The 18345-nt window shown below is 41.4% G+C and carries 14 protein-coding genes; 11 read left to right on the top strand and 3 right to left on the bottom strand.

Going from position 1 to position 18345, the window contains the following annotated elements:
• Nucleotides 1-323 precede the first annotated feature (323 nt).
• From OCV39_RS07240 to OCV39_RS07230, 3 genes are read left to right on the top strand one after another with little or no spacing between them, the layout of a single operon-like run.
• On the top strand, nt 324-1457 hold the full coding sequence (locus OCV39_RS07240; protein ID WP_261889431.1) for a glycosyltransferase: 1134 nt from the start codon (nt 324-326) through the stop codon (nt 1455-1457).
• The gene (locus OCV39_RS07235; RefSeq protein ID WP_261889430.1) at nt 1454-2641 is read left to right on the top strand and encodes a glycosyltransferase family 2 protein; all 1188 of its coding nucleotides are present in this window, start codon (nt 1454-1456) and stop codon (nt 2639-2641) included. The genes OCV39_RS07240 and OCV39_RS07235 overlap by 4 nt, the downstream gene beginning before the upstream one ends.
• A gap of 9 nt (nt 2642-2650) precedes the next feature.
• Nucleotides 2651-3286, top strand: a complete 636-nt coding sequence (locus OCV39_RS07230) for a sugar transferase (protein ID WP_017051604.1) — start codon at nt 2651-2653, stop codon at nt 3284-3286.
• 61 nt (nt 3287-3347) lie between these two features.
• Here the strand turns inward: OCV39_RS07230 and OCV39_RS07225 are convergent, their stop codons facing one another.
• The gene (locus tag OCV39_RS07225) at nt 3348-4106 is read right to left on the bottom strand and encodes an MBL fold metallo-hydrolase (protein WP_261889429.1); all 759 of its coding nucleotides are present in this window, start codon (nt 4104-4106) and stop codon (nt 3348-3350) included.
• A 244-nt stretch (nt 4107-4350) separates the two neighbouring features.
• On the opposite strand from OCV39_RS07225, the gene OCV39_RS07220 reads away from it, so the two are divergent.
• The 5 genes from OCV39_RS07220 (at nt 4351) to OCV39_RS07200 (ending at nt 9776) form a co-directional block, all read left to right on the top strand.
• On the top strand, nt 4351-5658 hold the full coding sequence (locus OCV39_RS07220; protein WP_261889491.1) for an extracellular solute-binding protein: 1308 nt from the start codon (nt 4351-4353) through the stop codon (nt 5656-5658).
• Between the two features lie 184 nt (nt 5659-5842).
• Nucleotides 5843-6724: an ABC transporter permease subunit gene (locus OCV39_RS07215; RefSeq protein ID WP_136994625.1), complete on the top strand. Its 882-nt coding sequence runs from the start codon at nt 5843-5845 to the stop codon at nt 6722-6724.
• A gap of 65 nt (nt 6725-6789) precedes the next feature.
• Entirely contained in the window at nt 6790-7632 is an 843-nt protein-coding gene (gene ugpE, locus OCV39_RS07210; protein WP_261889428.1) for a sn-glycerol-3-phosphate ABC transporter permease UgpE, read from the top strand.
• 114 nt (nt 7633-7746) lie between these two features.
• Entirely contained in the window at nt 7747-8913 is a 1167-nt protein-coding gene (ugpC, locus tag OCV39_RS07205; protein WP_390903240.1) for a sn-glycerol-3-phosphate ABC transporter ATP-binding protein UgpC, read from the top strand.
• A 152-nt stretch (nt 8914-9065) separates the two neighbouring features.
• Nucleotides 9066-9776, top strand: coding sequence for a glycerophosphoryl diester phosphodiesterase (locus OCV39_RS07200; protein ID WP_261889427.1), 711 nt, complete (start codon nt 9066-9068; stop codon nt 9774-9776).
• Nucleotides 9777-9885: 109 nt separating this feature from the next.
• On the opposite strand, the gene OCV39_RS07195 is transcribed toward OCV39_RS07200, so the two are convergent.
• Together OCV39_RS07195 and OCV39_RS07190 are read right to left on the bottom strand one after the other, a co-directional pair.
• Entirely contained in the window at nt 9886-11187 is a 1302-nt protein-coding gene (locus tag OCV39_RS07195; protein WP_113795603.1) for a dicarboxylate/amino acid:cation symporter, read from the bottom strand.
• A gap of 383 nt (nt 11188-11570) precedes the next feature.
• On the bottom strand, nt 11571-13826 hold the full coding sequence (locus OCV39_RS07190; RefSeq protein ID WP_261889426.1) for a peptidase U32 family protein: 2256 nt from the start codon (nt 13824-13826) through the stop codon (nt 11571-11573).
• 215 nt (nt 13827-14041) lie between these two features.
• Here OCV39_RS07190 and OCV39_RS07185 point away from each other — a divergent pair, with 215 nt between their 5' ends.
• From OCV39_RS07185 to OCV39_RS07175, 3 genes are all read left to right on the top strand, one after another.
• Nucleotides 14042-14698 carry a glutathione S-transferase gene (locus OCV39_RS07185; protein WP_390903243.1) on the top strand — a complete coding sequence of 219 codons (657 nt, stop codon included), beginning with the start codon at nt 14042-14044 and terminating at the stop codon, nt 14696-14698.
• Nucleotides 14699-15075: 377 nt separating this feature from the next.
• The gene (locus OCV39_RS07180; RefSeq protein WP_113795609.1) at nt 15076-17085 is read left to right on the top strand and encodes a DUF885 domain-containing protein; all 2010 of its coding nucleotides are present in this window, start codon (nt 15076-15078) and stop codon (nt 17083-17085) included.
• A gap of 152 nt (nt 17086-17237) precedes the next feature.
• Nucleotides 17238-18182, top strand: a complete 945-nt coding sequence (locus tag OCV39_RS07175; RefSeq protein WP_261889424.1) for a DUF3187 family protein — start codon at nt 17238-17240, stop codon at nt 18180-18182.
• Nucleotides 18183-18345: the final 163 nt, after the last annotated feature.

Genomic DNA, 18345 nt, shown 5'->3' with positions numbered 1-18345 from the left:
TACAGCCAACTTGTTTCAATAAAATGAGTTGGCTGAATGTGTTCATTCTGCTTTCCTCGCAAAGATTTAACTTAAACTCACTGTCATGGCTCTACCCCGTGAGCTTTTCAACTCATCATTTTGCAATTCGACAACTCTTCCTCTTATCTGATTCATTTCGATTCTCAAATTAAAAACCAAACGTACAAAGCGACCATAAACACTATAAGGCTATGATATTTAAGCATTAAAACATTGGCACACTAAATGCTACCTATTAGATACGAAACAAAAACCATCAGCGTATTTGCGTCAGGGACTGAGAACAAAATAAGGTGAGCATTATGGATAGAAAGATAAACAAGCCACTTGGCAAAAAAGTAATCCATGTCGTACAACGGCTCGCTCCAGGAGGATTGGAGACGTTAACGTTAGATCTTCTTCGTTTTGCTAACCCAAATGACCAAGTATTAATCATCAGCTTGGAAGGTACCAAAGATGAATCGTTAGCCCTATGGCCAAAACTCACCCAATTTTCTAAACAGCTTGTGTTTCTAAATAAAGCACCCGGAGTTCAACTCAAGACCATGCGTACACTTATTAAGATTTTCAAAAGCATACGCCCTGATGTAGTACATACTCACCATATCGGTCCACTTCTGTATGCCAGTATTTCAGCTCGTCTTTCAAATGTACCAACGCGTATTCACACCGAACATGACGTGTGGCACCTCAACAGTAAAAAACATGTCGCCTTACAAAAAATGGCTTTAGTTGCCGCTAAACCAACCTTGGTGGCGGACGCGGTTCGAGTAAACCAGCAACTGAAAATGCACTTTAATTACGACAAAACCGTCACGATCAAAAATGGCATCGACTGCCAAAAATTTCGTCCTGCTTCGAAACTAAACGCACGCAAAGCCTTATCTCTTCCATTTGATGTCACAGTGATCGGGTGTGCGGGCAGGCTTGAAACGGTTAAAGGTCACGACCTTATCATCAAGGCTCTGACATTTTTACCTAAGCATGTCTCACTTGCTATTGCGGGTGATGGAAGCCAAAAAAAGGAACTAATCAAACTGGCTCGTCAATTAGGTGTCGAACAACGAGTCATCTTCCTTGGTTTAGTTGAAGATATGCCTCAATTCTACCAGTCGCTGGATCTATTCTGTTTACCGTCGCGCTATGAAGGGTTTCCTCTCTCTCCTCTCGAAGCTCAAGCATGCAATATTCCCACTGTCGTTACGGATGTTGGTTCCGCCAGTGAAACGCTTTGCCATGAGTCTGGCTACCTTTCAAAAGCAAATGACATTCCTAGTTTGGCGCATGTATTACTTCGTGCTGTTTCTGAAGTTAATAACGATGTTATTGGCGTTGAATTCAACTCTGAAGTCTCCTTCCCAAGAACTTTTGTTCTCGAAAATAATGATGTGAGACATATGGTAAAAGCTTATGAAGAATTAGGAGTAACAGCATGACCGATATTCTATTAATTTCTGTATTTCTATTTAGTGGTGCGTTGATTGTCTATCATCATGTTGGCTATCCCATGCTTCTGAAATGGCATTCCGCGAATCACCCAATTAAGCAAGTTACCGGAAAAGTACGTGGATACCGAAACGGCAAACTCGATCGTACTCGTTCAACCATAACGATTCTTGTTCCTGCGTTTAATGAGCAGCAATGGATCGCAGAAAAAATTCGTAACTTAGCGTCTCTCGATTACCCCAGAGATCGCCTAAAAGTCATCATCGCATGCGACGGATGTACCGATAATACCGCCGAAATTGCACAGTTAACGATACAAGAAGCTATCTGCTCAGACACTTACTTTGAAGTGCATGAGCATACGGTTAATCGTGGCAAAGTGGCCGTTATCAATCATGAAATGTTATCCATTGATTCTGATATTACGGCTTTGAGCGATGTTTCAGCGCTTATATCTATTGATGCTCTACTTATTGCTGATTCACACTTTAGCGTTGCAAATATTGGGGTGGTTAATGCCACCTACCAAATAATGTGCGCCGCCGATGAGGGAGAACAAAGTTACTGGAACTATCAAAATCAGGTGAAGTTAAACGAAGCTTCTTTAGGTTCTACACTAGGTGCACACGGAGCCTGCTATCTGTTCCGAACACATCTTTTCGAAGCATTGCCAAGCAATACCATCAATGATGACTTCGTTCTACCAATGGAGATCGTTAAAAAAGGATACGTAGCTGATTATGAGCCAAGAATTGTCGCTATTGAGATGGAAGCAACCAGCCAAAATGCAGATTTCAAACGTCGATTACGAATTTCTGCTGGCAACATGCAACAAGCTATTCGTTTAATCAGCCTATTTAACCCGCGGTTTAGAGGGGTTGCGTTTGCCTTCTTTTCAGGAAAAGGCTTACGTTTAGTCACTCCGTATCTAATGCTTGCTTGTTTAATTTCTTCAATCACACTCGTCAACCACTCTTTATTTATGGCCATAGTCGCCGTGCAAGTCACTGTCTATTCTGTGGGCTTAATTGGTTTTATTTTTCCACAAGTGTTCACCAAAAAAATATTCAAGCTGATCACTTATTTACTTACTGGCCACTACGCCAATTTAGTTGGTGGATTACGTTATTTATTAGGCTTTGAAAATGGCCGTTGGAATCGTGTTAATCATTAAGGACATATTATGAATACTACTAATCGCAATACTATATCTACTGCAAAACGTGTCTTCGATTGCATTGGCGCGTTCATCGGGCTCATTTTATTTATGCCATTATTCCCGATCATTGCTCTGATGATTGTGCTCACCTCACCTGGGCCGGTATTTTATCGTCAAATGCGAGTAGGAAAATCAACACCTGAACAAATGGCGCTGTTTGACATCATTAAATTTCGCACCATGTACCAAGATGCGGAATCTCGTTCTGGCGCGGTTTGGGCGACGGAGAATGATCCCCGAATTACCCCTGTAGGTCGATTTTTACGTAAAACCCGACTTGATGAGATTCCGCAGCTTTTCAATGTTCTCAGTGGTGATATGTCATTAATTGGCCCTCGTCCAGAGCGTCCTACCTTCTACCAAAAGCTTGAAACTGCGATCCCTTACTTTGCTGACCGAACTTACGGCGTGCTACCTGGGATTACGGGATTAGCGCAAGTGAACCAAGGCTACGACACTTGCTTAGATGATGTGCGTCGTAAAGTGGGGTTTGACCATAGTTATGCCCTATCGCTATCGAGCTTATCCAGTTGGTTTTCGACCGATATGAGCATATTAACTCGAACCATTATGGTGATGGTTGATGGTCGTGGACGATAAATAGAACTTATTTAAGAGAAGTTCATGTGCTCAATACACGATAGCCTTTACTTTGTAGAGGCTATCTTTTTATCACACTACGTAATAACGCTCGTATTTTGATTTTTGTCACACGCCAATGCGTAATCGGTCGCGTTGGTGCTGTGTTAACTAAATGCTCAAAGCGCTGCTGATTAAGCTCTGACTTACCACCGTGAGCAAGTAAAAGCGTTTTTACATTAAGGTGGTATACACGATGTAGTGAATCTCGATATTTATTGGGATGGAAAATAGGAAATGGCGCGATAAGCTGCTTTTTTACTTCAACCATTAAGTCAGCAACATAAAGAATGCTTTCACTGGCGCAATACACCGACAAATCTCTGTCTGTATGCCCTGGAGTCTCCAGGACTTGCCAATCCTCAAAACCCGGAATTAAATCACCATCGTTAAGTTTATAATCCGGTTTCAATTTCCGTGAATACCACAAGTTTCTTTTCGGGATACCCATGCGATTGGCCATCCACCAAGCCAATGCAAGATCGGTAAGATGCATTAGCCATCCATCTGTCCCAGAGTACCAATCCGTTTTCTTGTGGGCGGAAACGATTTTACAACCCGTTAATCGCCTAAGTTGATGCGCTGCGCCAGCATGATCAGGATGCATGTGCGTCACCACAACAATGGTTAAGTCATTGAACGATCGCTGCAATGTTTCTTCAATATATGCCCTAATGGTTGACACATCAGCACGACTCGCCCCATCAAGAAGCATCAATTTATTTTCATATTCAATAAGATAGATCTTTTGTATGTAACCTTGGATTGAATGTAATTTCACGAACCTTCCTTGTTCAACAACTGGTCAGACAACCTCAACAATCATTTAGCATAGCACCATTGATCCAATATACAACGGGCTTAATCGGCGTAAATAGCTCTCTTAAAAATAACAACCTCCATAAATACTTCATTTCCCTGACATTTCTTAGTAACAAGATTGTCACAAGCTCGAACCAGTATAGCGTCAAACGAAACGTCTAAAGTCTCGTTCGAAACCAACCATCATTAATAAGGAAACTATGATGAACAAGCTATGGTTATCGGGTCTGCTTACAGCAACCATTTCAGGTACAAGTTTCGCAGCAACAGATCCGTCGGTAACAGAAGTAACTTGGTGGCACGCTATGGGCGGTCAATTAGGGGAAACCGTTAACAAGATCGCGACAGATTTCAATGCTTCTCAGCACGATTACAAAATCGTACCCGTCTATAAAGGCTCTTACACTGAGACTTTAACCGCTGGTATCGCCGCATTTCGAGCAAACCAAGCACCTAACATCCTACAAGTGTTTGATGCTGGAGCCGCAACAATTATGAACGTGCCTGGCGTAGCAAAACCAGTACAAGATATTTTGGTGGAATCGGGCTATGAATTCAATTCGAAGAACTATTTGGCAGGTGTACGTAATTTCTATGCTGACAGCAAAGGAAAAATGGTAGGCATGCCTTTTAACAGCTCAACGCCTGTTCTTTACTACAACAAAGATATCCTTGCAAAAGTGGGTGCTAAAGCCCCAGAAACCTATGAACAATTAGAAGTGCTGGCAGCGAAGTTAAAAACAAAAGGTTATGTGACTTTTTCGCAATCACATACCCCATGGATAATGTTTGAGAATTTTAAGTCACGCCATAACCTACCTCTCGCGAACGAGAATAATGGCTACGATAACCTTTCTTCTTCATTGATGTTCAATAGCAAAGACATGGTTATGCACTTTTCAAAAATGAAAGAGTGGGCTGATAAGGGTTACTACAAATACTACGGCAGTGATTGGGATGCTAACCAAACCCCATTTGAACGACAAGAAGTCGCGATGTGGATGGGCTCATCGGGTTCTTTCGGCGGGCTACGCAATCGAGTGAAATTTGAGCTAGGCACTACGTACCTGCCTTACTGGAAATCAATAAATCCAGATGCAGGACTAACGTTCATTGGTGGTGCAGCCCTGTTTGCTCTTGATGGAAAACCAAAAGCGGAAGAGCAAGGTGTGGCAGCTTTCTTTGACTATTTAACCAAGCCTGAAACTCAAATGTATTGGCATAAAACAACCGGATACGTACCGGTGACCAACGCCGCTTATGAGCTCACCAAGCGATCAGGTTACTACACCGAACAACCGGATGCAGAAGTGGGTGTCAAACAACTTAGTCTTGGTGCGGGTGAATGGACAAATGGTTACCGACTCGGTTTCTATCCTCAAATCCGAGAAGTCATGCACCGCGAATTTGATAATATTTTTGCTGAACGTTCTTCTGTAGAGAACAGCTTAAACAAAGTAGAAGTCGAAAGTGCACAACTTCTCAAACGCTTTGCTCGAACCATCAAATAATTCATTGATGAGTTAGGCGTTGATAATCGAAACACACAATGATTATTAACGCGGTTATCAAAGACCGTTAGCAAAATCACCATCAGCACATTTGTGTTGCCCTATCGCCTTTTGTCACTCTCAAATAGAAACGCAGAAAGTGACAAAGAGGCGATATTCCTAAATATAGTAAATAGGAAATATTGTGGAACATCGTCAGCAATTCTTTCATTCACCATTGCCGTATCTCTTTTTAGCACCGCAGATTGTGATCATTGCCGTTTTCTTTCTTTACCCCGCCGCTCAAGCTGTTTACCTCTCATTTATGCTTGAAGACCCATGGGGAATGTCATCCACGTTTGTTGGAATTGAAAACTACCAAATGCTTTTCGAATCCAGCGAGTATCTGAAATCGATTGGTTTTACGCTTTTATTCGCCGTTATTGTCTCTTTTCTCTCTTTGGCTCTTGCGTTATTACTTGCCGTAAAGGCAGACAACGTCATTCACGGACAAGGGCCGTACAAACTAACCCTAACTTGGGTATACGCCGTCGCACCTGCTATTGCCGGAATCATCGGAGGCTTTCTCTTTAACCCTCATATTGGTGTATTAACCGATGCATTCGCCCTGTTGGGGTGGGAGTTTAATTTACAAACGGATCCCATTGACGCCACTTTCGCTCTGATTTTAGTCTCAGTCTGGAAGCAAATTTCAGTCAATTTCATCTACTTCCTCGCGGGTTTACAATCTATTTCTTATGCCGTTAAAGAGGCGTCAATGCTCGACTGTGTCAGTGATACCAAGCGATTTTGGACCATTACCTTCCCCTTACTGGCCCCAACTGGTTTTTTCTTGCTGGTGATCAATTTGACGTATTCATTTTTTGAAACCTTTGGCGTGATCGACACAATGACATCAGGAGGACCGGGAGGAACAACCACCTCGCTGGTTTACAAAGTCTATCGCGACGGGTTTGTTGGCGCCGATCTCGGAGGCAGTTCCGCTCAATCCGTAGTGCTACTTTTGTTGGTGTTAACACTGACATTTATTCAATTTAGATTCGTCGAAAAGCGTGTTCACTATTAACGACTAACGCTATTTGTAAACACAATACATAAACCGCTTATAACGCTCTATTAAGGTCTAGAACTATGAAAAGCAATCGATCCTCCGATCACCTTATTTTGATCGCAGGAGCTTTATTCATGCTGATTCCAATTTGGCTGATTTTTGCAAGCTCGACGCACAGCCCAAATACAATTGTTAGCGAAGGGCTTCAGTGGTTGCCCGGCGATCACTTTCTTGATATTTACAGCGAGGCTTGGAATAAGAGTCTCGGTTTTGGTGGGGATGTCACTGCCAAATCTATGATCATCAACTCAATGGTCATGGGGCTTGGGTTTGCCATTGGAAAAATCATCATCTCAATGATGGCGGCCTATGCATTAATCTACTTTCGCCTGCCCTACGCCACCGCCTGGTTTTGGCTTATCTTTGTTACGCTTCTTCTTCCATTAGAAGTCCGAATTATTCCCTCTTATGAAGTCGTTTCTGGCTTAGGGATGTTAAATAGCTATACCGGTTTGATTCTTCCACTCATCGCATCTGCAACCGCCACATTTTTCTTTCGTCAGTTTTTCAAAACGATTCCAGACGAATTGTTAGAAGCCGCTCAACTTGATAATGCAGGCCCTATTCGCTTCTTGTTTGACATATTGCTTCCGCTTTCTAAAACAATGATAGCGGCCATTTTTATCATTATGTTTGTTGTCGGATGGAATCAATATTTATGGCCAATCATGATGACGACAGATGAAGGCTACAACACGATTGTGATGGGCATTAAGCAGATCTTAAATAATATTAACGAAACCAACTCACCTCGTTACGACTATGCCTTTGCCATGGTCATTCTCGCCATGCTTCCTCCTGTATTGGTGGTCGTGATATTTCAACGATGGTTTGTTAAAGGATTAGTCGAAAGTGAGAAATAAATTATACAACTTTACTCAAAACAGCATGCTAATAGTGATGGTTCTCACTCTAAAACGGATCACATTCAATCCATCAATACCGTTGATTTCGATTCACAGCCCAAGGAAAGCATCATGTTGAACATTAAACAGCTTGTTAAAACCTATGAGAATGGACACCAAGCAGTGAAAGGCGTCAGTTTAGAAATTAAAGACGGTGAATTTCTGGTTCTTGTCGGACCTTCAGGTTGCGGAAAATCGTCAATTTTACGATCGATTGCCGGTTTAGAATCGATAACATCCGGTGAAATTCATCTAGCTGGTCGCCGTGTCGACAACCTTAAACCAGCCTTACGAGATATCGCGATGGTTTTCCAAAACTACGCACTGTATCCGCACATGAGTGTTTACGATAATCTTGCCTATGGTTTAAAGAATCGCGGTGTTGATAGACAATCTATTGCCGAAAAAATTAGCAAAGTATCCACCACACTTAAAATCGAAGAATATCTAGATAGGAAACCATCGAAACTTTCAGGTGGTCAACGACAACGAGTTGCAATGGGGCGTGCGATTGTTCGTGATCCACAGCTGTTTCTATTTGATGAACCTCTCTCCAACTTAGATGCGGCCCTAAGAGCACACATGCGTTTGGAGATCAAAAAATTGCAACGTGAACTCGCGGTAACTAGTGTCTATGTAACCCATGATCAAGTAGAAGCAATGACGCTGGCCGATCGAATTGTGGTATTAAATCAGGGTAAGATAGAGCAAGTAGGCACTCCAAAAGAAGTGTACCACCAACCTGCAAGTCAGTTCGTTGCGAGCTTTATTGGCAGCCCCGCCATGAACTTCATTCCCGCGACAATAGACAATGGTTATTTAGAAATGGGGAAACAGCAGATTTATCTCAGTGAATACTCTTATCTTGAACAGCAAGATATTGTGGTTGGAATAAGGCCAGAACACGCTGAGATCTCACCCATTACTCCAACGATATCGATAACAAGTCCAAACGTAAATACACTAGAAAACCGCTCACTCACGCTTAGTACCAATATACACGTTGTCGAGCCTCTAGGCCCAAATCAGCTCGTTCACGGCAAGATCAATGAGCACCCTTTTATTGCTGTAACACCTGAAATGGATTTAGATACTAATCACCCTTTATCAATCCATGTCAGCATGGCTAATTTGCATATCTTTTCTTCCACGGGAAAACGTATAGAGCCAAGCCGAAGTTTGCCGAATACTTCAATTGCACCCACAACATTGCTATGTAACCGTGCATCAAGAATGTAGCCGCACCGCCAGAATGTAAGCGCTATAAACAGGTTGTCAGTGGTACACTACGTGAAATTAAGCGACTATTTATCGATCAAACTACTGACAACATTGAACAATTGTGCCAATTTAACGACGTTGAATTGATCGCCTCACTTTAAGGATAAAAAATGACGCCACTGATTGTTGGCCACCGAGGAGTGGCAGGAACTCATCCAGAGAATACGATGGCAAGCATACAGCAAGCTATAGCGTTAGATTTGGACTGGATCGAAGTTGATGTTCAGCCGACAAAAGATGGTGAGCTAGTGATCTGTCACGATCACACGATTGACCGATGCAGTAATGGTAAAGGCCGTGTCGATTCCTACACCCTAGCCGACTTGAAAGCACTGGATTTTGGTTCGTGGTTTGATACCCAATTCTCTGGTGAGCTCATTCTGACATTAGATGATTTATTGCACATCGCCGAACAACATAATTTGGGATTAAACCTAGAAGTCAAAGTTGACCAACATGACTCTCAAGCCGTTGTTAAGCAATTAAAAAAACAACTTGAGCAGTCGCCTATACCCAAGAACAAATTATTGTTATCGAGCTTTAGCCACGATGTCATGCGTGAGCTGCACCAGCATTGCGGGGCTTATCGATTAGCCGTTATCAGTGAAAGGTTGAACGATAGCGTGCGTTTGTTACTGTCTGAAATCAATGCTTTTAGCTGTAACCTTAACTATTTCTGGTTAGCAGAATCTCATATTAAAGAGCTTCAAGACAATGGTTATCAAGTCTGGTGTTTTACGGTTAATACACCGGAGTCATTCCCTCTCCTAGAGAATGTCGATGCTATCTTTAGTGACTTTCCTAGTCGCTTTGACAAGTAAGCATGTTGCTCTCATAAAAACGAAGTACAAAAACAGAAAAAGCCAGCAAGATTGATCCTCACTGGCTTTTTCTTATTCTTTGTCTTATACGATTAATCGTTATTCACAATTAAGCACGAGACAGATGCACTTCTTCTTCTTTGGCACCCGCTTCTGGATTATTGAATCGTTCTAGATCTAATGCACCTTCAGATTTTGCTACGATACAACTTACCGCACTATCACCTGTGATATTGACTGCTGTACGAATCATATCAAGTAGACGGTCAACACCCATAATAAGAGCAATACCTTCTAGCGGTAAACCAACTTGGTTTAATACCATTGCTAGCATGATAAGACCTACACCTGGAACGCCTGCAGTACCTACTGATGCAATCGTAGCGGTAAAGATAACCGTTAGGTAGTCACCCATTGTAAGATCAATATTGAATGCTTGTGCGATAAATGCCGTCGCCACACCCTGCATAATAGCAGTACCATCCATGTTGATGGTTGCACCTAGTGGTACGGTAAACGAAGCAATCTTGTTATCAACACCTAAACGGTTCTTAACTGTTTCCATCGTAACAGGAATCGTTGCATTGGATGAGGCTGTTGAAAAAGCAAACATCACTGCATCTTCCATCTTACGTAAGAAGGTTATTGGGCTGAGGCCTGTGAATGATTTTAACATCACACTATAGGTCACTAGACCATGCAATATTAATGTTCCTGCCAATACTAGGAAGTACTCTGCAAGGTTAACAATTGCACTTAAACCTAATCCGGTAAACAATTTTGCCATTAGGAAGAATACACCGTAAGGGGCGATATTCATCAGCAACGCCACAAGTTTCATGATCACTTCATTTAGATCACTAAACACAGCCGCCATACGCTCACCAGGTTTACCCGCAGCACTCATAGCGATACCAAACAGAACCGCAAACACGATCACTTGAAGCGTTTTACCTTCTGCCATCGCATTGATAGGGTTAGTTGGGAACATACCTATAATCACTTGACCCAACGTTGGGGCTTCAGCTGATTGGAATGTAGTTGCAGCCGTTAAGTCAGCACCTGCGCCCGGTTGGAACACGTAACCCATTGTTAGAGCCAGTGTAATCGCAACAGCAGTAGTCGTAATGTAGAAAGCTAATGTCTTACCACCAAGGCGACCTAAGGTCGTGACATCTTTAAGAGAGCTTGTACCACATACTAGGGAGACAAAAACAAGCGGTACTACTAGCATTTTCAAGCTAGCAATAAATATTTTTCCGCCGACCTCGAATAGGCCATTAACAATATAAGCGTCGACAAATCCGTTTTCAGCAAACAGAGCTCGAATCGCGAACCCAGTCAAAATGCCTGCAATCATACCGACAATTACGCGGCCAGTTAGAGACATTGGTTTCTTAGTATTCTTCATGAACACTCCTTAAAATTCCACTTTGACAACATTACAAAGCGTGTCGGAGATTAGCAGGAGGATTTACTAAGATAGAAACAAAATTTTTCTTCACCACAGTCAATGTGACTTGAGTCACTATAAATCACAACCCAATTAACACAAAACAAACAAAATAAAAGCAAGACCAAAACAATGTAGCGTACAAATCACACAGACTGCTTATATGCAACACAATAATGCATGCATTAGTCCAAGATTTGACTTTAAGTTTACATTGAATTGATACTTACCGTATAACAAACCATCCCATCTCATCCGCAACTAAGTAACTAAGTAACTGAGTAACTGAGCAATTGAGCAACTTAGCCGTGGATGAGACAAATTCACTCTAAAACTTACATTTACAGGCCTTGAACATACTGCGCTTTAGTCGAGATCGTGACTAAATCGTCTAACTGTTCCTGAGAGCCTTGTTCGCCATTAAGTAAAGCTTCAAAAAGTTTGACCAATTCCGCTTTGTCGTGCATCTCTTTTGAGCCAGATCCAATATTAGTAAGGTCAATAAAGAACTCATCAAACAGCTCTGAAAAATCATTTACCGCATCATAGTTCAAAAATTGCTCATGGTTATAGATGCTAGGATATCCTCCCTTCTGTTTATCAACAGCGAATGAGACACCTTTAACATTCGTAATCGTGGTCGCTTTTTCACATTTGAGCATGCAACCCGCTTCTATACTCGGCTTATTACAACCGACCGTACGTTGGAAAAAGCACTGACGACTGGTCATCATTAGAATGGGGTGATAAATGCTGTAGAACATTTTGAAGTTTTCTGGACGAGTAATATTACGGATCTGACCACGGTTGATTTCATTTGAAATAAATGCACCAGCACAATTCAACTCTTCTTTTAATTCAAGTAGAGCATAAGAGTTTGTGGTATTCATAAATGGGCCAGCCACCCACTCTATACCCATTTCGTAGGCTTTGTATGCGATACCCGTATTATTAGTCACAATACGCGCTGGCTTCACCTGTTCCAGTACCTTAATCGCTTCGTCATAGTCCTTTCCGATCAGTACAGCAGGAAACCAAGGGATCAAACGTGGATGCTCAGATAGAATATCAATGTACTTAGTGCAATTACGTTTGAAGCTTTCAGGCAATTTAAAGTAGATATCAGCGTCGGTAACGTCACACAGGTGCAAATCGCTCACATCACTGATCAACATAGAAAGGGTTGGTTTCTTGTTTACCTTCTGATGTTTAACTAGCTTCGGCACCTCAACATGCTTAATGAGCTTAACGCCACCATTCAGTGCAGACGCTGCTTCATCTTTTAAAAACGAAATCTCTTTAAATGGGATACTCAAACCATTTTCAAATTGAGAAAAATCGAACCCTTTCAAAATGTAATTTGCATTATTGAAACCATTAAAACGACTTTCTAATAAAGCTTGAGTGATAGGCTTCTCATCTGCTTTCGCGAGGCATGATGTTGACTCAACAACTAACGTCTGTAGATCGTCCCCTCTTTGTAATGTCATAGAGAGTGTTAACGGCTCACCTTGCTTAGCGCTAAATGAGAGTGACAATGATGTTTTATCAATATCTAGAAACTTGATCTTCTCTTCTAACTCAGCCCCAAGCGCATTCTTTCCTGTGTATAATTCATCTTTCACGTCTTGTATCTGAACAACCGATATCGCGTTATTTTTCTCGATAGCATAATTCACGCTGTTATCACGCGGATTATCGATAAACATATCTTTGGTCAAGTTGCCTTTCAAAAATGAGTTCGTGAAATTACGGTTGAACACTTTGTGCAAGTTCGAATCATCTTCGATCAGATCGCCACTCTCAATAAAGCTATCAATCTGTTTTCTCCACGTATCGACGACGGTATAAACATAATGAGCCCCTTTAATGCGCCCTTCTACTTTAAGAGAATCAACACCTGCATCGACTAACTCAGGCAGATCATAGTAAGCCGAGTTGTCTTTGAGGTTTAGGGGGTACTTATTACCAGCAGCGGTGACTTCATATTCATCACGACAAGCTTGGCTACACCGGCCTCGGTTACCTGAATTACCGACACTCACCGAGCTTGAGTAACACTGTCCTGAGAATGCAATACACAGTGCACCATGAACAAAAACTTCTGTTAATACGTCATGATCGTGTGCAACAGCGGTCAGCATCTTTATCTCTTTGAGATTCAACTCTCTTGATAAATTAGCTCGCGTTGCGCCAATTTTTGAAAGGAACTTAATTTGCCCTTCATTGTGGGTGGTTAATTGAGTAGAAGCGTGAATGGCAAGGGTTGGGAAATACTTCTTAACCAGATTAAATAGCCCCAGATCTTGGACAATAATCCCATCAATCTTAGTGTTCACTAGCTGATTAAGTAACTTGGTAATGCTCTTTATTTCATGCTCAAGCAATACCACATTTAATGTCAGAAACACTTCACATCCATATTGATGGGCAAGTCGAACGACACCATTCAAGTCATCAAATGAAAGATTGGAGGCTCTATTACGTGCATTAAAGGTATCCAAACCACAGTAAATCGCATTGGCACCTGCCACAATCGCTGCTTTAATGGCTTCAACATCACCACCCGGTGCTAATAACTCAATTTTCCTACTCATTTTGAAGCTGCTCACTTTGTAATTTTGTAATATTTTTTTGAGCCAGCATTCTACCTGTATCACTTATTTATTACCACGAATAAGACTTTTATTGATTTACATCAGAACCTCAACCGATAAAATATAGTTATACAATCAATTTCAACCTAAGAGTTTTCGTGCCATTACCTATTTTGTACTCACTACGACGCTGCCCTTATGCCATGCGAGCAAGAATGGGCCTTCTGCTTGCAGAGCAGTCTGTGTTGATTCGTGACATTGTCACTAGAAATAAGCCAGCAGAGCTTCTAAAGGCTTCGCCTAAAGGCACGGTGCCAGTTTTAGTCCTGAATAACGGTGATATCGTTGACCAAAGCTTGGATATTATGATCTGGGCATTGACCAATAATGACCCAATGAACTTACTAAGACGCCCACGACGAGAAGCAACACAGGCTCCTGAAGCTTGCCTCCAAAAATCTTTGTCTCAATCTTTATATCCGTCTCAAGATCAGAGTGAAGAGATGATGGAGCTTGTGACCTATAACGACAGCATATTTATTATACAACTAGAACAGTACCGCGCGTCAGTCCGATACCACGATTCTAATCAAGCACAGTATCGACAACCCTGCCTAACCTTTATTGATAAATTAGAGCAACGTCTTTCAAGTCATCAATTCTTATGTGGGGAGACTTCTTGCTTAGCGGATTACGCATTATTTCCGTTTATTAGCCAGTTTTCACGAGCCGACCGTAAATGGTTCGTAGAAGCTGGTTATCTCAATATTCAGCGCTGGTTGACCAATCATTATCAAAGTCAGTTATACACAAAGACAATGGTTCAATACTCACAATGGGTGGAGAGTCGTAAAGAGTTTTTACTTAATTAAGTATCGTTAACAGCTAGCATTCATAAAATGGCGACGTATCTGTAAAGTCAGATACGCCTAAATGACCTTTCAATGACAATTTTTCTGTTTGTTTTTTGAACATATTTTGTGATCACCTACTCAATTACGACAAGATCGACGCTAAAATAATTAACCAGTTTTTGATGGGTAATTAGTTATATATTTGTATTATTTTTTATTAAGCAGTTGCTTACATTGCTTTATTAATGCAACACCAGAATAAAAACCCTTAACTTTTTTGGGATATTATTTCACAAATCGCCATATGCACACGTTCGCATTTATAAAGGTGGTGCATTTTTAATTGTGTTATTCAGCATTAGGATGATTGCAATTCATTCAATGAGGGAATAAGCATGAAAAACGGTAAGTTACATCTTCGCCCTATTGCTCTTGCAGTGATGGCTGTTACCGCATTAGCTGGCTGTAATGATGACACGACAATCATCGAGCAACCAACACAGGATTCTGCAGTACAAATGCGCGAAGTCTTCACGGATTACAAAAGTGCAATGAAGACTCTAGATAGTACTAATTTCGGTCAAGTTACGGATCAAATGGCTGCATCTCGGCAATCAGTTGACCTACTCTATCTTGATAAACTAGAGATGGTCGATCGAGACGCCTTATCGGATGAAGATAAGATTTATTACGACACCTTCTTGTTCGATCGTAATATCTCTTTACGCGGCGCATCCCTTGCGAATACGCGCTTCGGTAATTTTTCCGTCCCTATTACTCATTTCTATAATTACATCGAGTGGAATGCTGAATATGCAGGCGACAAACAAAAAAATCTTGAAGCATACCGCGATCAAATTCAAGTTATTCGAGAATACACCTCTTGGGTTAACAACCTGAAGGCTCTCTATTCCTTAGGTATTATTGATAGTGCGCAATTGCCAAAAGTGCTTATCACTCGTCTCGTTGATGCCACAAAAGAGACGGTAGCGAAAGATAACTACGCATTGCTTAAAGTCGGGCTTAATGACTTAAAAACATTATCTGGTAGCGACTTCACGCCTGAATATGAAAAAGCGGTCGACGACTCAATTGCGGCATTAGGCACATTAATTTCCTTCCTTGAAGGCGATTATTATACTGCGGCTCGTGGTCCTGTTGGTGACATATCAGATACGAACATTGGTTGGGGGGATCTTCCAAATGGCCAAGCTTGGTATCAATGGCAATTAGATAGAAACAGTACGACTGGCAAACCCGCAATGGAACTAAGCCAGCTTGGTGAAGAGCTCGTTGCCGATGCAAAAGCTGAGATGGAAAGAGTTGCAGCACTTATTGTTAGTAAACGCGGAGCAAAAATTACCGCAAATTGGCACAATGGAACCAGTGTCGTTAGCCGTGAGTTTGTTATTGATGACGGTAGCGGAAATATTAACCTAAGCGAGTTCTTTGATTATTTAAACAGTGAACAGTTCTTCTACGGCCGCGATGGTCGCACAATCACAGGCACTGAATACGCGACGTTATGTGCAACAGCATCAGATAAAAGTGCATGTGAAGCTGCATTAACTGACTACAACATTTTCAAAACTGATGCCAATGATGTTGTCGCTGGATATTTCAAACCAATTCAAGCGGATTATACCGTAGTCCCTACTCCTGCTTCACGAGAAGCTTATGCTGGTGTGGCATCTTATGGTAACAATGAATTTAACTTGAATACCAACCCAAACTACAGCTTACAAAAGTGGAATGTTTCTACTCTACTTCTTCATGAAGCAGCACCTGGACACCACTTTCAAAATGCTTACTCAATTGAGTATCCACCAGCAGATAAACCTGATTACATTAAAGGCGTATGGTACACCGCTTACGCTGAAGGTTGGGCGCTTTACACTGAATGGCTAGGGTTGGAAATGAAAATTTACGGGACGCTTAATGCTGATGGTAAACCAACGTTTGTTGATGCCACAGGTATGTGTAAAACCGGCCTTGATTACACGACCTTCCAAGGCGGTATTTACAACGATGTTGAAGAGTGTAACGCCCTACAGTACTTTGGTAGCTTGAATGAAGCGCAATTACGTAACATGCGCCTTGCGGTAGATACCGGTATCCACGCTAAAGGTTGGAGTATTGAACAAGCTCGTACATACATGAGTGCAAACTCTGCACTGGGTGTTGGCGATATTGAGTCTGAAACTTACCGTTATGCGGCATACGTAGGACAGGCGGTATCTTACAAATCAGGCTACTTAGTCATAAAAAGTTTGCTTGAAAAAGCTCAGACGGAACTTGGTGACAACTTTGATTGGGCCGCTTTCCATGATCAACTGTTGAAATATGGTGATCAACCGATGGAAGTCGTTGAAACCAGCATCGAGAATTGGATTAAAACACAATAACCCCGACGCACTGTATAAAAATACAGTTAAAGCCTACTATTCATCAGTAGGCTTTTTTTGTTGTAAGCCTAATCCGTTACAAAATAAAAAACAGTGTATTATTGTCTATTTTTAGCCCATAATATGGTTATTATTTACTCATTCATAAGCCAATGAAAAACCGTCAGTTACTATTCATTCTACCAATTATTTACTGTTCTCATGCATTCGCGAGCCAACCAATATACTCGTATGCACAATCGCCAATACACTCAAATGTATTATCTCTGCAACTTCGTGATTCCAATGCTCTCGCTCCCGGTTCATTTGAAGTAAAATCATCATACAATCAAGCTAGCGTTTGGGCAGAGACTAGTGACTATTTTCTAGATTTCTATCAAAACCAAGCAGATATTGCCATTCTTTGGCAAGTGAATAGCCGCTGGAAATCAGAGGTTGGGTTTAAAAGGATTGTTGCGCGTGATAATGGTTTGGATGAATTAACTCACAACTTCCACGATTTCTTTGGAATTGGTCAGAATGGACGAGATGAAGTTCCTCAAGATCAATTTCATATCTCAATTCCTGAGTTAGGAATTGAAATCAATGATTTTGAAGGGGAAACCCTAACTAATGCATTAACGTCATATAATGAGTACCGTTTCTACTCTGATACAAATCACTCTCTATCCGCTGGGTTCTCCATCTACTATAACTTTGTGAACTCAGGGCCGTTCAAGCGTGACAGCTTTGAGCAAGGTGTTCAGATCAACTACAGCTTCAGAAATGAAAAACATACTTTCCACTCTATGCTTGGCGTGGTTAATCGAAGTTCATCAGACATACCGAATGAACTACTAACTAAGCAAGCTGGAATGTGGGCTGTGGGTTACAACTACGCGTTCAATAATAAGCATAGCGTCATCATTGAATCACACAACTATAGTGGTTGGGCTGAAAGCAACGATGACTTTTCAGAGCCTTCAAATGAAGTAGTTTTGGGGTATCGTTATAGTTTGGAGAGGGTCGCATTGGATTTTTCTATGAGCGAAAACGCACGTAATATGGATAACAGTACCGATATTGCGTTTACTATTGGTTTACGTTTTATCATTTAGATTTATCGTTAGTACATATAACCATACGGTTGCGGCTAGTCCCAAAAAACTAACCGCAAATCTTTCATTGGCATTCTTGCTTAGGTACATAACGCTTAGATACGTAAAGCATAGATACATAATGCATAGGTTCATAATGCTTAGGTTCATAATGCTTTAGTAC

Source organism: Vibrio cortegadensis (genome assembly GCF_024347395.1).
GTDB classification, from domain to species: domain Bacteria; phylum Pseudomonadota; class Gammaproteobacteria; order Enterobacterales; family Vibrionaceae; genus Vibrio; species Vibrio cortegadensis.
Note: the sequence above shows the minus strand (reverse complement) of the source record. Positions and strands in the feature narration are given on the sequence as shown.

What these genes read in the sequence shown, in the direction of transcription:
- OCV39_RS07230 (WP_017051604.1), top strand. Translation starts at nt 2,651, where the DNA reads ATGAATACTACTAATCGCAATACTATATCTACTGCAAAACGTGTCTTC.
- OCV39_RS07235 (WP_261889430.1), top strand. Translation starts at nt 1,454, where the DNA reads ATGACCGATATTCTATTAATTTCTGTATTTCTATTTAGTGGTGCGTTG.
- OCV39_RS07240 (WP_261889431.1), top strand. Translation starts at nt 324, where the DNA reads ATGGATAGAAAGATAAACAAGCCACTTGGCAAAAAAGTAATCCATGTC.
- OCV39_RS07190 (WP_261889426.1), bottom strand. Translation starts at nt 13,826, where the DNA reads ATGAGTAGGAAAATTGAGTTATTAGCACCGGGTGGTGATGTTGAAGCC.
- OCV39_RS07195 (WP_113795603.1), bottom strand. Translation starts at nt 11,187, where the DNA reads ATGAAGAATACTAAGAAACCAATGTCTCTAACTGGCCGCGTAATTGTC.
- ugpE (WP_261889428.1), top strand. Translation starts at nt 6,790, where the DNA reads ATGAAAAGCAATCGATCCTCCGATCACCTTATTTTGATCGCAGGAGCT.
- OCV39_RS07200 (WP_261889427.1), top strand. Translation starts at nt 9,066, where the DNA reads ATGACGCCACTGATTGTTGGCCACCGAGGAGTGGCAGGAACTCATCCA.
- OCV39_RS07220 (WP_261889491.1), top strand. Translation starts at nt 4,351, where the DNA reads ATGAACAAGCTATGGTTATCGGGTCTGCTTACAGCAACCATTTCAGGT.
- OCV39_RS07185 (WP_390903243.1), top strand. Translation starts at nt 14,042, where the DNA reads ATGGGCCTTCTGCTTGCAGAGCAGTCTGTGTTGATTCGTGACATTGTC.
- OCV39_RS07175 (WP_261889424.1), top strand. Translation starts at nt 17,238, where the DNA reads ATGAAAAACCGTCAGTTACTATTCATTCTACCAATTATTTACTGTTCT.
- ugpC (WP_390903240.1), top strand. Translation starts at nt 7,747, where the DNA reads ATGTTGAACATTAAACAGCTTGTTAAAACCTATGAGAATGGACACCAA.
- OCV39_RS07180 (WP_113795609.1), top strand. Translation starts at nt 15,076, where the DNA reads ATGAAAAACGGTAAGTTACATCTTCGCCCTATTGCTCTTGCAGTGATG.